We start from the raw sequence: 13,986 nt of genomic DNA on the forward strand, positions 1-13,986 counted from the left end.
CCGGTGGCGCTGACGCTTACCGGGCCTACATATCCTGCTAAATAGTAGGCCGGGTAAGGCGAAGCCGCCACCCGGCTTTTTTTATATGAAGTAGCTCATCGCCAGGCCTAAAAACAGCACCAGACCGACGTAATTATTGTTCATAAACGCTTTGAAGCAGGCGTCGCGTTCGCGCTTCGCAATCAGCTTTTGCTGGTACGCAAACAGCAGTCCCGCCACCAGCACTGACCAGTAGAACTCCCAGTTCAGCCCGTTCAGACGACCAATCGCCACCATCAGCGCCAGTACCGCAACCTGCAGGATACCGATGATCAGCTTGTCCTGACGGCCAAAGAGGATGGCGGTTGATTTGATGCCAATTTTCAGGTCATCGTCGCGGTCAACCATCGCGTACTGGGTGTCATACGCCACGGCCCAGAGAATATTCGCCAGGAACATCAGCCAGCAGCTGAGCGGTAAGGACTCACTAACCGCCGCAAACGCCATCGGAATCGACCAGCCAAACGCCGCCCCCAGCACCACCTGCGGCAGATGGGTGTAGCGCTTCATAAACGGATACACCCAGGCCAGGGCCAGCGCCGCAACGGAAAGCAGAATGGTCATGGTGTTGAGGGTTAACACCAGCAGGAAAGAGAGCAGCACCAGAACAATGAACAGCACGCGGGCTTCTTTCCCGGTCACCTGCCCGCTGGGTAACGGACGACCGGCAGTACGCTTTACATGGCCGTCGAATTTACGATCGGCATAGTCATTCACCACGCAGCCCGCCGCGCGCATCAGCCAGACGCCGGCTACGAACACGCCAAGGATCCACAGCGGCGGCACGCCAGGCGTGGCGAGCCACAGCGCCCAGAGGGTCGGCCACAGCAACAGTAACGCGCCAATGGGTTTATCGGTACGCATTAAGCGGTGATACGCCAGCAGCTTATTCTGCGTCAGGCTCCACTCCATTTTTTCTTCCTCTTAGTACAACGGTGATGCCGGTAAAAAAAGCTCCGTCAGAATTAACGGTTTACCGCTCAGGCGAAGGCGGGAACGACGCCCCCAGAGTTCGGCATCACGACCAATCTCAATAAAATCCCGGGTAAGCTCAGACGAGGTGAAAAGGTAACGCCCCAGCGGCGTTTTCCCCAGACGCTGCAGCGCCAGCTCGGGCCCGGAAAGGGTGGACTCGGGCACCACCGTCCGCCCGGCAAGCCACGGCTCACCGTCAGCACAAAGTAAAATTTCACGCAGCCAGTAACGTGGCTCTTGCGGCAGCAGCGGCAGCTCGCTGGCAATCTCATCGCCAGAGACAAACCCTTCCTGAATCAGGGTCACCGTAACCGTTTTACCCTGCTGCTCAAAACGTTTCGTCATGGAATCTTCCAGCAGCAACCAGTCCAGCTGCTGCGGTTCAAGCGCAGGTATTTGGTCGAAATAGCGCAGCGCACGCAGTTGCGTTAGCGCAGGGTGTGACATGCCAGACTCTCCGATACATAACGTAATGGCATTGTATCGCAGAAACACGGATTGAGGGGGGCCAAACGTTATTTAACGATCACGATCGCAACAAGAGTGCAACAGCCCGGCGGAGACGAAAAAAAGTGCGCCCACTCAGGCGCACCAAACAACTAACAAATCAGCACTGCGGGGAAACGGTTACCCCTTGCCTTTTACACTGCTGATAAAGGTGGAACGGGCAGTGGTTGAACCTAAACGTTCGGCTTCATCAAGCAGTTTCAGCGCTTTATCGACATCGCCGCGCTTCACCGCCTGCTTAATGGCGTTGTTGAAGTATTCTTCGGTGTCGTTCAGTACCGGCTCCGCTTTCTTCGTCGGGGCCGGTGCTGCGGTCGCTACCGGTGCGGCTGCCGTGGCAGCTGGCGCGGTATAGGCAGGCGCAGCGGTGTTGCCTACGGTGACAGGTCCGGTACCGGAGGAGCCAAACAGCGGGCCGACCAGGACGCTGGACGCACTATTGGTAGACACTTTCAGCTTCACAAGACCGTCAGTGGTGTGGCGGGCGATTGGGTCCGGGATATCCGGCACGGCGTTACCTACGCCTTTGGCATAGGCCTTAGCGGGATCAAGCAGCGTAGTGGTTTGCTGCAAATCTTTTTCCGTGGTGAAGACGAGTACATAAATTTTCTGCTGACCCAGCGCAGGCGTCAGGCGCATTACCCCTTCGAGGCGGTCTGCGCTCATGACACCAGGCTCCTGATAGGTAAAGTATTCGCTAGGGAAGAACGCAGAAGGCGTCATGTTCTGGTCAAGAATGAGCACGTTCGGTGCAAAAACGCTGGTCTGCTTGTTAACTTCACTTGTGAGCGTCAACGTCAGTTCGCCAATGTTTGCAGGCACACTGTATGCAACCACCGGACCACTGATGCCCGGAACATTAAGTGGTTGCCCCCCCGTCGAGAGCTGGGTCGTTTGGGCTTTAGATTGATCGACAGGCGTCCAGACCAGCTGTTGCAACGCAGCGGCCGGAATGGCCGGCGCGGATGTTGTGTTTTGCGGAACGAAATTCACATTAGCGAGCGTTACTGCTGGCGCGCTTGCCAGCAGCCCTGCGGATAAACAAAGAGCAAGGAGAGTTTTGTTCATTTTCATTGTTATCACCTCAAAATGCACAGGTCAGCGGTAGCCAGGCAATAGCGCGCCGTCCCAAGGATTGAGGGGCTTGCGCCCCTCAGTTTGGTCATTACGTCAGGTTAAGACGGGATTACCACCAGATTTCCATCTGGGCGCCGAAGGACCACTCATCACTGTCACCACGGCTAGTGGTGGTGAAGCCGGAGTTATTGTCGGCTGCGTATTTCAGGACCTTATCGCCGTTTTTGATGTAACCCCAGTTCTCATCCCACTTGGCATAAGTTGCAAAGATACGCAGCGCCGGACGAGACCAAATGCTGTCACCAGCCTGCCACTGTTGTGCCAGGGTAATTTTGTACTGATTGTTACGATCGCCAGTCTGCTGAGACTTGACGTTGTCGTAACCGACTTCAAGCAGGGTACTCATGATTGGCGTCCACTTGTACATTGGACGAACGCCCACGGTCCACCAGTCGGTACCCAGGTCGTTATCAAGATCCAGTTTCTGGTACATACCGACGTACATCAGATCCCATTTATCGCCGAGGGAGATGGCACCGTGATCCAGCACGCGCCACAGCTTACCGTTGTTGTTGATGTAGTCATCAACATAGTGGGTGACCGAGCCATCGTCATTTTTAATATCGAAGGTCGAACCGTAGGAACCTTGTGAAAGGCCTTTACCCTGAGTGGTCATCGCATCCGTTGCATACTGAACAACGAACTTGTTATAGCCCTTCAGCATGCTCTGGGTGTGTTCAGCGGTGAACATCCAGCCGTCTTTCGACGCGCCGTCTGCATAGCTGTAACCATCAGTTTTATTGGAACGTCCATAGTCGACGCCCAGTTCCAGAGTACCGTTCGGGTTGGTCTCCAGCCCCGCCAGACGCATGTCAAACACGTCGTTCGCCGTATCTTTCGATTTGTCATAGATATTCTGGCTGCTAAAGGTGTAGGAACCACCCGCTTCCTGAGAACGGGTCGCTGCCAGAGACAGTTTACCGAAGCCCAGATCGACGTTTTCGATACCCGCACCAGGACCAGAAATATCCCAGTAGTAGAAGTCGATCATGTGGACGTCATGACGCTGATAGAAGCGCTTACCGGCCCAGATAGTCGAACCTGGCAGCCATTCAATCAGGTTTTTTCCCTGCACGTTGGCTTCACGGAACGCCGGGTTAGTGGCTTCCCAGTCGTTCTGCTGCCCCACGGAGTATGCTACGTTGGTGTCGAAGTAGAAGCTCTTATCACCTTCTTTCCATACTTCCTGGCCCAGCTTCAGTTCCGCATAGGTTTCACATTCGTTACCCAGACGGTATTTACTTTGAGCACCGGTTGCCTGGAAGCACTGTTGTTCGCCGCCACTCCCCGTCCAGCCAATACCGGAACGAGCATAACCATGGAAATCCACGGCCATTGCCTGAGCAGACATTACGCCCGCTGCGACGGCAACTGCCAGAGGAAGTTTGCGCAGAGTAATCATCATTCTATCTCCTGAGATCATTGCTTTTCTTTGAACACTTCACCTGTCGGTTTCGTGTCTTCTTTTGGGATTGCTTAAACGCCTGGCTCTTTGTGCAACCGACGACATGCAGTGCCATCCTCACGGAACAGATGGCAACGCTCTGGCGGCAAGCCGATAGCGAATCTGGCACCCTCTTCTACCAACACCACGTCGTTCTGGCGGTAGACCAGGTTCTGACGGATGGCGGGGATCTGGATATGAATCTGTGTTTCGTGACCAAGCTGTTCGACGACCTGAACGTCACCTTCCAGGGTCACATCGGCGATGTGGCTCGGCAGCAGGTGCTCAGGACGAATACCGAGGGACATGTTTGCCCCGACCTGTACGTTGGCGCTGTCGACCGGCAGCCAGACCTGCTGGCGGTTTGGCAGCTCCACCTGTACCTGTTCAATCGCGGTCGCGGTCACTTTGACGGGCAGGAAGTTCATCTTTGGCGAGCCAATAAAGCCCGCAACAAAGCGGTCTGCCGGGTAGTGATACAGCTCCAGCGGTTTGCCCACCTGCGCCACGCGACCGGCATCCAGCACCACGATTTTGTCGGCGAGGGTCATCGCTTCGACCTGATCGTGGGTGACGTAAATCATCGTGCGGCCAAGACGCTTGTGCAGACGGGAGATTTCGATACGCATCTGGACGCGCAGGGCGGCATCCAGGTTAGAGAGAGGTTCATCAAGCAGGAACACGCGCGGTTCGGCCACCAGGGTACGGCCAATCGCCACACGCTGACGCTGGCCACCGGAGAGCGCTTTCGGCTTACGCTCCAGCAGGTGCGCCAGCTGTAACACTTCCGCCACCTGCGTCACGCGCTGGTTAATAACCTCTTTCTTCGCGCCGGCCAGCTTCAGGCCAAAGGACATGTTCTCGGCAACGGAAAGATGGGGATAGAGAGCATAAGACTGGAACACCATACCGACGCCACGTTCGGCAGGTGGGATGTCGTTCATTCGGGTATCACCGATCAGCAGGTCGCCGCTGGTGATGGTTTCAAGACCGGCAATCATACGCAGCAGAGTAGATTTACCACAGCCTGATGGGCCAACAAACACCACGAATTCGCCTTCGTTGATGTCCAGATTGATGTCTTTCGACACCACAACGTCACCCCAGGCTTTCGTTACATTACGCAGCTGTACGCTCGCCATGCCCTTCTCCCTTCGTTACAACCTGTCACCGACAGAAACATTCAAGATAAGTTCACTATGGGGTATCCATTACTTTCCCGAATCCTCCACCCCCCGCCTTTTTTATGGGGGAGGAGGCGGGAGGATGAGGGAGCAGGCTCTGCGACCGCTGCGGGAGGGCTGAGGCAAAATTCGTGAAGCCGCCTGCAAAATTCGGTGGGTTTTTATGTGCGCCAGCACTCATAACTTAAATTTATGCAACGGAGATCACACAAACCGGGGGTGGGGCGTAGGGGTTGGGAGGATGGAAAGAGGATGTCAAATAAGGAGACTGAGACACGTTGAACCACTGAAGTCATACCACGAGACATCACCAAAAAGGATGGCAGCTATGAATATCAAGACTGGCGCACGCGTTTTCGCATTGTCCGCCCTCGCAGCAATGATGATTTCCGCACCGGCGCTCGCCAAAATTGAAGAAGGCAAACTGGTTATCTGGATTAACGGCGACAAGGGCTATAACGGCCTGGCCGAAGTGGGCAAAAAATTCGAGAAAGATACCGGCATCAAAGTGACCGTAGAGCACCCGGACAAACTGGAAGAGAAATTCCCGCAGGTTGCGGCAACCGGCGATGGCCCGGACATCATCTTCTGGGCGCATGACCGTTTCGGGGGTTACGCGCAGTCTGGCCTGCTGGCTGAAGTGACGCCAGACAAAGCCTTCCAGGACAAACTGTTCCCGTTCACCTGGGACGCCGTTCGCTATAACGGCAAGCTGATCGCTTACCCAATCGCGGTTGAAGCCCTGTCTCTGATTTACAACAAAGACCTGGTCCCTAACCCGCCGAAGACCTGGGAAGAGATCCCGAAACTGGATAAAGAGCTGAAGGCGAAAGGTAAATCCGCCCTGATGTTCAACCTGCAAGAGCCGTACTTCACCTGGCCGCTGATTGCTGCCGACGGCGGTTACGCGTTCAAGTTTGAAAACGGCAAGTATGACGTGAAAGACGTGGGCGTGGACAACGCGGGCGCGAAAGCGGGTCTGACCTTCCTGGTTGACCTGATCAAGAACAAACACATGAACGCGGATACCGATTACTCCATCGCGGAAGCGGCGTTCAACAAAGGCGAAACCGCGATGACCATCAACGGTCCGTGGGCCTGGACCAACATCGATAAGAGCAAAATCAACTACGGCGTGACGCTGCTGCCAACCTTCAAAGGCAAGCCGTCTAAACCGTTCGTTGGCGTGCTGAGCGCGGGCATCAACGCTGCCAGCCCGAACAAAGAGCTGGCGAAAGAGTTCCTGGAAAACTACCTGCTGACCGATCAGGGTCTGGATGAAGTGAACAAGGACAAACCGCTGGGCGCCGTCGCGCTGAAATCCTTCCAGGATCATCTGGCGAAAGACCCACGTATCGCGGCCACCATGGATAACGCCCAGAAAGGCGAAATCATGCCGAACATCCCACAGATGGCCGCGTTCTGGTACGCCACGCGTACCGCGGTTATCAACGCTGCAAGCGGTCGTCAGACTGTCGAAGCCGCGCTGAAAGATGCTCAGGGTCGTATCACCAAGTAAGCAGAAAAACGGCGGGTGGCGCGTGCGCTTACCCGCCCTACGACTACGGCACGATCCGTAGGTCAGGTAAGCGCAGCGCCACCTGACGATAAGTTTCCACCGTTGTAGAGGAAGAACCCCATGGATGTCATTAAAAAGAAACGCTGGTGGCAAAGCGACGCGCTGAAGTGGTCAGCGATCGGTCTGCTGTGCCTGCTGGTGGGTTACCTTGTTGTTTTAATGTACGTACAAGGGGAATATCTGTTCGCCATCATGACGCTGATTTTAAGCTCTGCTGGCCTGTATATTTTCGCTAATCGTAAAGCCTATGCCTGGCGCTATGTCTACCCGGGCGTGGCCGGGATGGGGCTGTTTGTCCTGTTCCCGCTGATTTGCACCATCGCCATTGCATTTACCAACTACAGTAGCACCAACCAGCTTGCGCAGGAACGCGCGCAGCAGGTCCTGCTGGATCGCTCATATCAGGCAGGCAAGACCTTTAACTTCGGCCTGTATCCTGCCGGTAACGAGTGGAAGTTAGCGCTTACTGACGAAGCAAGCAGCAAATACTATGTCTCCGACGCGTTCAAATTTGGCGGCGAGCAGAAGCTGGCCTTAAAGGAGGCACAGGCCCTGCCGGAAGGTGAACGTGCCAACTTACGCATCATTACCCAGAACCGTCAGGCGCTGACTCAGCTCACCGCCGTACTGCCAGACGAAAGCAAAGTGACCATGAGCTCGCTGCGCCAGTTCTCCGGCACGCAGCCGCTCTATACTCTGGCGGATGACGGCACGCTGACCAATAACCAGAGCGGCGTAAAATATCGTCCAAACAACGACATTGGTTTCTATCAGTCCATTACTGCCGACGGCAAATGGGGTGATGACAAACTCAGCCCGGGCTACACCGTCACCATCGGCTGGGACAACTTTACCCGCGTGTTTACCGACGAAGGCATTCAGAAACCGTTCTTCGCCATCTTCGTCTGGACGGTGGTCTTCTCCGTACTGACCGTGATCCTGACCGTTGCCGTGGGTATGGTGCTGGCCTGCCTCGTCCAGTGGGAATCCCTGAAGGGCAAAGCGATTTACCGCGTACTGCTGATTCTGCCGTATGCCGTGCCGTCGTTTATCTCGATTCTGATTTTCAAAGGGCTGTTTAACCAGAGCTTCGGTGAAATCAACATGATGCTGAGCGCGCTGTTTGGCATCAAACCGGCCTGGTTCAGCGACCCAACCACCGCCCGCTCGATGATCATCATCGTCAATACCTGGCTGGGCTATCCGTACATGATGATCCTGTGCATGGGCCTGCTGAAGGCCATCCCGGACGATCTGTACGAAGCCTCGGCGATGGACGGCGCGGGCCCGTTCCAGAACTTCTTTAAGATTACGCTGCCGCTGCTCATCAAGCCGCTCACCCCGCTGATGATTGCCAGCTTCGCCTTTAACTTTAACAACTTCGTGCTGATTCAGCTGTTGACCAACGGTGGTCCGGATCGCCTTGGCACCACGACGCCGGCAGGTTATACCGACCTGCTCGTGAGCTACACCTACCGTATCGCCTTCGAAGGCGGCGGCGGTCAGGACTTCGGTCTGGCGGCGGCGATTGCCACCCTGATCTTCCTGCTGGTAGGCGCACTGGCGATTGTGAACCTGAAAGCCACACGTATGAAATTTGACTAAGGAGGGCATCGATCATGGCAATGGTACAACCCAAATCTCAGAAGCTGCGCCTCCTGGCGACGCACTTAGGCCTGCTGATTTTCATCGCGGCGATCATGTTCCCGCTGCTGATGGTTATCGCCATCTCCCTGCGTTCGGGTAACTTCGCCACCGGGAGCCTGATCCCGGACGAAATCTCCTGGGAGCACTGGAAGCTCGCGCTGGGCTTCAGCGTGGAGCACGCGGATGGCCGCGTCACGCCGCCGCCGTTCCCGGTGCTGCTGTGGCTGTGGAACTCGGTGAAAATCGCAGGTATTACCGCTATTGGTATCGTGGCGCTGTCCACCACCTGCGCTTACGCCTTTGCCCGTATGCGTTTCCCGGGCAAAGCGACGCTGCTGAAAGGGATGCTGATTTTCCAGATGTTCCCAGCCGTGCTGTCGCTGGTGGCGTTGTATGCCCTGTTTGACCGTCTGGGCCAGTACGTACCGTTTATCGGTCTGAACACCCATGGCGGCGTTATCTTCGCCTATCTTGGCGGTATCGCACTGCATGTATGGACCATTAAAGGCTATTTCGAAACCATCGACGGCTCGCTGGAAGAAGCGGCCGCGCTGGATGGGGCTACCCCGTGGCAGGCGTTCCGCCTGGTGCTGCTGCCGCTGTCGGTGCCGATTCTGGCGGTGGTGTTTATCCTGTCGTTTATCGCTGCGATCACCGAAGTACCGGTTGCCTCACTGTTACTGCGTGATGTGAACAGCTACACCCTGGCCGTGGGTATGCAGCAATACCTCAATCCGCAAAACTACCTGTGGGGTGACTTTGCCGCGGCGGCCGTACTTTCCGCCATCCCGATTACCGTGGTGTTCCTGCTGGCGCAGCGCTGGCTGGTCAACGGCCTGACGGCGGGCGGTGTGAAAGGTTAAGTTTCATTTTGTTATGCCACTGCAACCCTCAACTTTAGACGTATTGTATTGACCCAACTTGTGACTGTTGTTAGGCGGCCTCCGGGCCGCCATTTTTTTATTCTCGCTTCAGCCGCTTCGAGTTACACAGCCAGAGGGTGATCACCAGCAGCAGGATCGCCGCCGAGTAGATCAGCACGTCGAGCGGGGATTTATGATCGACGATGATCAGCCGCACAATCGCGGTGATCCCAATGTAGACAAAATAACGCAGCGGGAAGTGAAAGCCGGACTGAAAGTACTTCACAATCAGGGCGATAAATTCAAAGTAGAGAAAGTAGACCACCAGGCCTTCCACCAGCGCATATTTGCTGGTTTGTTCAGGGGCAAACAGTACATCCGCCAGATGCACCGTCTCTTTACCCAAAAAGACGACCAGTATCAGGCCAAGGCTCAACAGACCGAGGTTCAGCACGGTCTGGAGGATAGTTGAGATAAACTCAACGCGCGGGCGAGTCAGGGATGTCATACAGCACCTCATTCTCCAGGGCGAGGTTTCTGTATAACGCAAAAATGTGACGGAGATCTATATTTTTTAATTATGTTTTATGTAAGGAGGTAACCGATGGATCGTAAACCAACCGGGGTTCGCAACGTGACGTGCGGCGACAATGTGACCGTATATGAACCCACTAATCTTTACGACTGTGTACTGGGCAACGGCGTATTCGTCGGCCCGTTTGTTGAAATCCAGGGCAATACGCGCATCGGTGACGACAGCAAAATTCAGTCGCACACCTTCATCTGTGAGTATGTGACCATTGGTAAGCGTTGCTTTGTTGGCCATGGCGTGATGTTTGCCAACGATATGTTTCGTGAGGGGAAACCGAACGCCGACCGGACCAGCTGGGGCCATATTACCATCGGAAATGATGTGTCGATTGGCAGCGGTGCCACCATTCTGGCGGTCTCCATTTGCGACGGAGCGGTGATTGGGGCGGGAAGCGTGGTGACGAAATCGATCGTCGAGAAAGGTGTCTATGCCGGGAACCCGGCAAGGCTGCTGCGCCGCTTGTAGTTCGCCCGGTGGCGCTGCGCTTACCGGGCCTACAAAAACCGTAGGCCGGGCAAACGCGGTGCCGCCCGGCGTGAGGCATCAGCGGAAGTTAATGTTCTTGTCGCTGGTCATGTCGTACAGCTGGAACTTACGCCCAAGCTGCTGACCACCGTCGCGCGTCAGCGGCGTCCAGCCGATGGCCGCGCGGCTGCGGGTTGGGCCTGACGAGAACAGATCCAGCGGAATCGACACGTAAACCCCTTTGGTGAAGTCCCCTTCCCCATATTCGTCCGGCGAGACGTTGGTGATGGTGGCGTAGCCGCCCACCACGACGCCGCTGTCGAAGTGTTTGGAGATGTCCAGCGTGCCGCCCTTATCGCCCGCCAGGTACTGGCCGACGCTGGCTTTCACCAGCACATCAGGTGCAAACGACGGCGTCCAGTAGGCGGTCAAATGGCCCGTTTTGACGCTGTAGTCGGTGAACTTCATCATGTCCTGGGCGCTGCGCCAGTCACGCTGCTTGACGTAGTTGGCATCAACCCCGAACGCCCAGTTGCTGTCGACAGGACGATAAAGCACTTCCGCCCCCGCGCCGCCGTACATGGTTTCCAGATACCCACCGTACACCTGGCCGTAGAAGCCGTTGCCGAAGTACTGGAAATAGTTGGCCTGCAGGTTATTCACGTAGGCATCGTTCTGCACGTACTCACGTACGCGGGTACGCACGCGCGGCAGCTGTGAGTCTTTTGGCGGGTTGGTATAGTTGAACTTGTCGTAGTTGTTAGCGATGTTGCCGAACAGGCTGCCAGTGGTCAGCAGGTGGTCGGTAAGCCACAGATCCGCCGTCGCCATGACGCCCAGCTGATACATGTAGAAGTTTTCCGGCCCGCCGACGGACTGGTTCAGCACCGGATCGATATGGAAATCGAAGCGCGACTTGTCGATATACCAGCCCTGCTCGGTGGTCTCCGGCACGATCGGCTCTACGCGTTTTTGAACCAGCTCGGTTTCATGCCCGAGCGGTTCACCTTCCAGATGACGTTTGAGGCTGGCAACGTCCGTTTCAGTTGTGACCTGCGGCAGGTTGAGGCGATTCTCCGTCACGCGGATCGTGCGGATCCCGTCCGGGAGATCGTTCATAACGATCCGGTTGGCGCGTTCGATCCCTTCGCGCGAGTCGCGGTATTTCACCTGCTCGCCGGTCACGTACAGCGTATCGCCTTTCACCTGAATTTTCGGATCCGCCAGACCGGCATTGTATTTCAGCAGCGTCAGCTGGTTTGCCACCACGGAGTGCTGCAGAATCGCATCCTGCGGCTCCGGCTGGTATGCAGGCCGCGCGTTATCATTGTAGTGCGGCCGCATGTCGTTAAAGTTGGTGCGCAGCGTGAAGCCAAACATCACCGTATTGCCGCGCTCGTAGCTGAGGTTAACGTCGGCCCAGTCGGTGACGCGATAAATGGCGCCGACGTTAAACTTGCTCTTCTGCTCAATCTTCCCGGCGAAGTCCTGCGAGTAGTCATTCCCTTCATACTCCAGCTTCAGGCGTAATGGCTGCCAGGGTGTTTGATACTCTACACCGCCAAACAGCGACGCCGGACCGTGGAACATCTGGTCCCCGTTGATGGAGCCCGCTTTCTGATAGCTGTTATCGCGGTAGCAGTATTTATCGCTGTAGGAGCAAAACGGGTTTTTCACGTTACCACTGGTGCCGAGATAGCCCCATCCCATCCCGAGTGAGAAGTCGAACGGCCCCCAGGCCTTGCTGGCCACGATGTATTCCGCGTCAAACAGGCCGGTACCGCCAATATCTTTGGCACCCACGGAGACCTGCGGCATCCAGTAGCTCTCTTCCCACAGGCGCAGCTTGACGTCGAAGGCTTTATCTTTGTAGGTCTGATCGCCTGAGAACGCCTCGACGCTGCTGTATTGTTTCGTCCGCACGTCGGTATAGCGCAGCGTGGTTTCAAGCCACGGGAACAGCTGCACCGACGCCGAGTAGTAGCGATACTGGTCGTTATCACGGTAGTTAAGGCTAATTTCCCCCTCGCGCGCCATACGCGCGGTGGGCGTTTGCAGTAAACCGACGCCGCCGAAGTCTGACTGAGACGGGCCAATGGGTGCCGGATACGTTTCTGCATGGCAGGCGGCACTCACGCAGAGCGCCAGCATGCTGTAGAGATAGGTTCTTTTCATTATTCCGGTATCCGCTGAATCAGGGAGTGAAGGATATCGGCGTTAAGCCCGTCATACGCCTTCGTCCAGAAATGGTCGGCAAAACCGACAAAAATAATGCTGCCCGGCATGGGTTCGATATGCCGTTTATTCCAGTAAGCGACGGGAGCTTTTTGCGTGTGGCCGTCAGGGTAAACCACCCAGGCGTAGCTGTTATCCGCGCCGCTCAGCATGCTCTGCTCGTCGAGGTAGCTCGCCACGTCACGACCAGGCGTAAAGGGCTTTTTACCCGGGCTGCTGATAAGCCCCATCACGGTCACCGTCGTCGGCTTCGCCGGCAGCCAGAGCGTATAGTCTCCTTCCAGCGCGGGGTTGCCGTTTTCCGTGACGCGCACGTCATCCGGGTCAAGATTGACGTTCTGACGGCCCGTCACCTTCAGCGCCTGCAGCTGCTGACGGACGCTGTTAATGGCCGCAGCGTCGTCGCCATCTTCCTGCTCCGCGAGTCCCGTCAGCCTCGCAAGGAGCGCCTTGTGCTGTTGTTCCGCTTCAGCGGTCTTCTGCCGTTCAGCGATGACCGCGCCCGGCCACCAGCTGTTGGCGAGCCTTGGCTGTCCGACAAGATCGAGCAGATGCTCGGCGTGGGTTAAGGTTTTGGGTTTTTCACTGTCCGGCGTGTAGACCTTTACTGTCCCGGCGGACCATGCCAGCGGCGCGGCAAAACTGGCGATAAGCGCAACGTGGATGAGCGTTTTCATGATTTCGCCGCCTTGATCAGGGTGGTTTTGACCGGGAAGAAACCGGCACCGAGATACTGTAAGGACTGACGGATCTGCCCTTCCTCGTCGATCCAGAAGCGGTTGTGCCAGGTGGCCTGGTCGGTGGTGACCTCTTCATCCAGCACGCGAACCTGCGTTTCGTCGCTGCCGACTTTCACGCTGTCGGTGCCGTCCCAGCGGAAAGTCGAGCGTGCAGTGGCGTAACGCACCTGCTTGTGTTCGGTCCAGCCCATCGTGCGCGTCCAGCCTGCGCCGTCGGCGATCTGGTTCGGCTTGATCAGCGGGTCGTCGGCGATATTATTCACCTCCAGCAGGTTATCGCCGCCCAGCAGGGTTTTCACGATACGGCCATGCTGCGTCACGATGGTGGCCTGATCCTGCGTCACCCATTTCTGCTGCCCGTTTTCATCGAAAGCGAGCACCACAAACAGTTGCGGGCCATCGTTAAGCTGCATGTACTGACTGGCATAGGGCATGTTCTGAAGTTCGTCATCGGTCAGATGCACGCCCGGTGTGCCGAACAGGCTTTCCCACAGTGAGTTTCCCAGCCCTTTAGTGGTGGCCGAGCACGCCTGCAGCAGCAGGCAAATCAGAATGATTGCAGGTCGCTTCACGACTCTT

13 protein-coding genes are annotated in these 13,986 nt (G+C 56.3%); 4 read left to right on the forward strand and 9 right to left on the reverse strand.

Features of this window, described 5'->3' with window-relative positions; genetic code table 11:
* Positions 1–81: 81 nt before the first annotated feature.
* The 5 genes from ubiA to malK form a co-directional block, all read right to left on the reverse strand.
* A complete protein-coding gene (ubiA, locus tag AC0TNG_RS11470) occupies positions 82–951 on the reverse strand; it encodes a 4-hydroxybenzoate octaprenyltransferase (RefSeq protein ID WP_024906685.1) in 870 nt (289 codons plus the stop codon).
* A gap of 12 nt (positions 952–963) precedes the next feature.
* Positions 964–1,461, reverse strand: a complete 498-nt coding sequence (ubiC, locus tag AC0TNG_RS11475) for a chorismate lyase (RefSeq protein WP_024906684.1) — start codon at positions 1,459–1,461, stop codon at positions 964–966.
* 180 nt (positions 1,462–1,641) lie between these two features.
* Positions 1,642–2,595, reverse strand: coding sequence for a maltose operon protein MalM (malM, locus tag AC0TNG_RS11480; RefSeq protein ID WP_024906683.1), 954 nt, complete (start codon positions 2,593–2,595; stop codon positions 1,642–1,644).
* Between the two features lie 112 nt (positions 2,596–2,707).
* On the reverse strand, positions 2,708–4,063 hold the full coding sequence (locus tag AC0TNG_RS11485) for a maltoporin (protein ID WP_024906682.1): 1,356 nt from the start codon (positions 4,061–4,063) through the stop codon (positions 2,708–2,710).
* 71 nt (positions 4,064–4,134) lie between these two features.
* Positions 4,135–5,244 carry a maltose/maltodextrin ABC transporter ATP-binding protein MalK gene (malK, locus tag AC0TNG_RS11490; protein WP_032650555.1) on the reverse strand — a complete coding sequence of 370 codons (1,110 nt, stop codon included), beginning with the start codon at positions 5,242–5,244 and terminating at the stop codon, positions 4,135–4,137.
* A gap of 370 nt (positions 5,245–5,614) precedes the next feature.
* On the opposite strand from malK, the gene malE reads away from it, so the two are divergent.
* From malE to malG, 3 genes are all read left to right on the forward strand, one after another.
* Positions 5,615–6,805 (forward strand): maltose/maltodextrin ABC transporter substrate-binding protein MalE, encoded by a 1,191-nt coding sequence (gene malE, locus AC0TNG_RS11495; RefSeq protein WP_473712503.1) that lies wholly within the window; start codon positions 5,615–5,617, stop codon positions 6,803–6,805.
* 120 nt (positions 6,806–6,925) lie between these two features.
* On the forward strand, positions 6,926–8,470 hold the full coding sequence (gene malF / locus AC0TNG_RS11500; protein ID WP_463727390.1) for a maltose ABC transporter permease MalF: 1,545 nt from the start codon (positions 6,926–6,928) through the stop codon (positions 8,468–8,470).
* Positions 8,471–8,484: 14 nt separating this feature from the next.
* Entirely contained in the window at positions 8,485–9,375 is an 891-nt protein-coding gene (gene malG / locus AC0TNG_RS11505; protein WP_023310002.1) for a maltose ABC transporter permease MalG, read from the forward strand.
* 97 nt (positions 9,376–9,472) lie between these two features.
* Here malG and psiE read toward each other — a convergent pair whose 3' ends face one another.
* Entirely contained in the window at positions 9,473–9,883 is a 411-nt protein-coding gene (gene psiE / locus AC0TNG_RS11510; protein WP_000202963.1) for a phosphate-starvation-inducible protein PsiE, read from the reverse strand.
* Between the two features lie 96 nt (positions 9,884–9,979).
* Here psiE and AC0TNG_RS11515 point away from each other — a divergent pair, with 96 nt between their 5' ends.
* Positions 9,980–10,432: an acyltransferase gene (locus AC0TNG_RS11515; RefSeq protein WP_047362612.1), complete on the forward strand. Its 453-nt coding sequence runs from the start codon at positions 9,980–9,982 to the stop codon at positions 10,430–10,432.
* 78 nt (positions 10,433–10,510) lie between these two features.
* On the opposite strand, the gene AC0TNG_RS11520 is transcribed toward AC0TNG_RS11515, so the two are convergent.
* Genes AC0TNG_RS11520 through AC0TNG_RS11530 form a run of 3 tightly spaced genes read right to left on the reverse strand, consistent with a single transcriptional unit; the run spans position 10,511 to position 13,979 of the window.
* Positions 10,511–12,607, reverse strand: coding sequence for a YjbH domain-containing protein (locus tag AC0TNG_RS11520; RefSeq protein WP_024906678.1), 2,097 nt, complete (start codon positions 12,605–12,607; stop codon positions 10,511–10,513).
* Entirely contained in the window at positions 12,607–13,344 is a 738-nt protein-coding gene (locus tag AC0TNG_RS11525) for a capsule biosynthesis GfcC family protein (RefSeq protein WP_024906677.1), read from the reverse strand. Before AC0TNG_RS11525 ends, AC0TNG_RS11520 begins: the two co-directional genes overlap by 1 nt.
* Positions 13,341–13,979, reverse strand: a complete 639-nt coding sequence (locus AC0TNG_RS11530) for a YjbF family lipoprotein (protein ID WP_024906676.1) — start codon at positions 13,977–13,979, stop codon at positions 13,341–13,343. Before AC0TNG_RS11530 ends, AC0TNG_RS11525 begins: the two co-directional genes overlap by 4 nt.
* Positions 13,980–13,986 lie beyond the last annotated feature (7 nt).

The sequence above is a fragment of the Enterobacter sp. PL_is514 genome, from assembly GCF_055816715.1.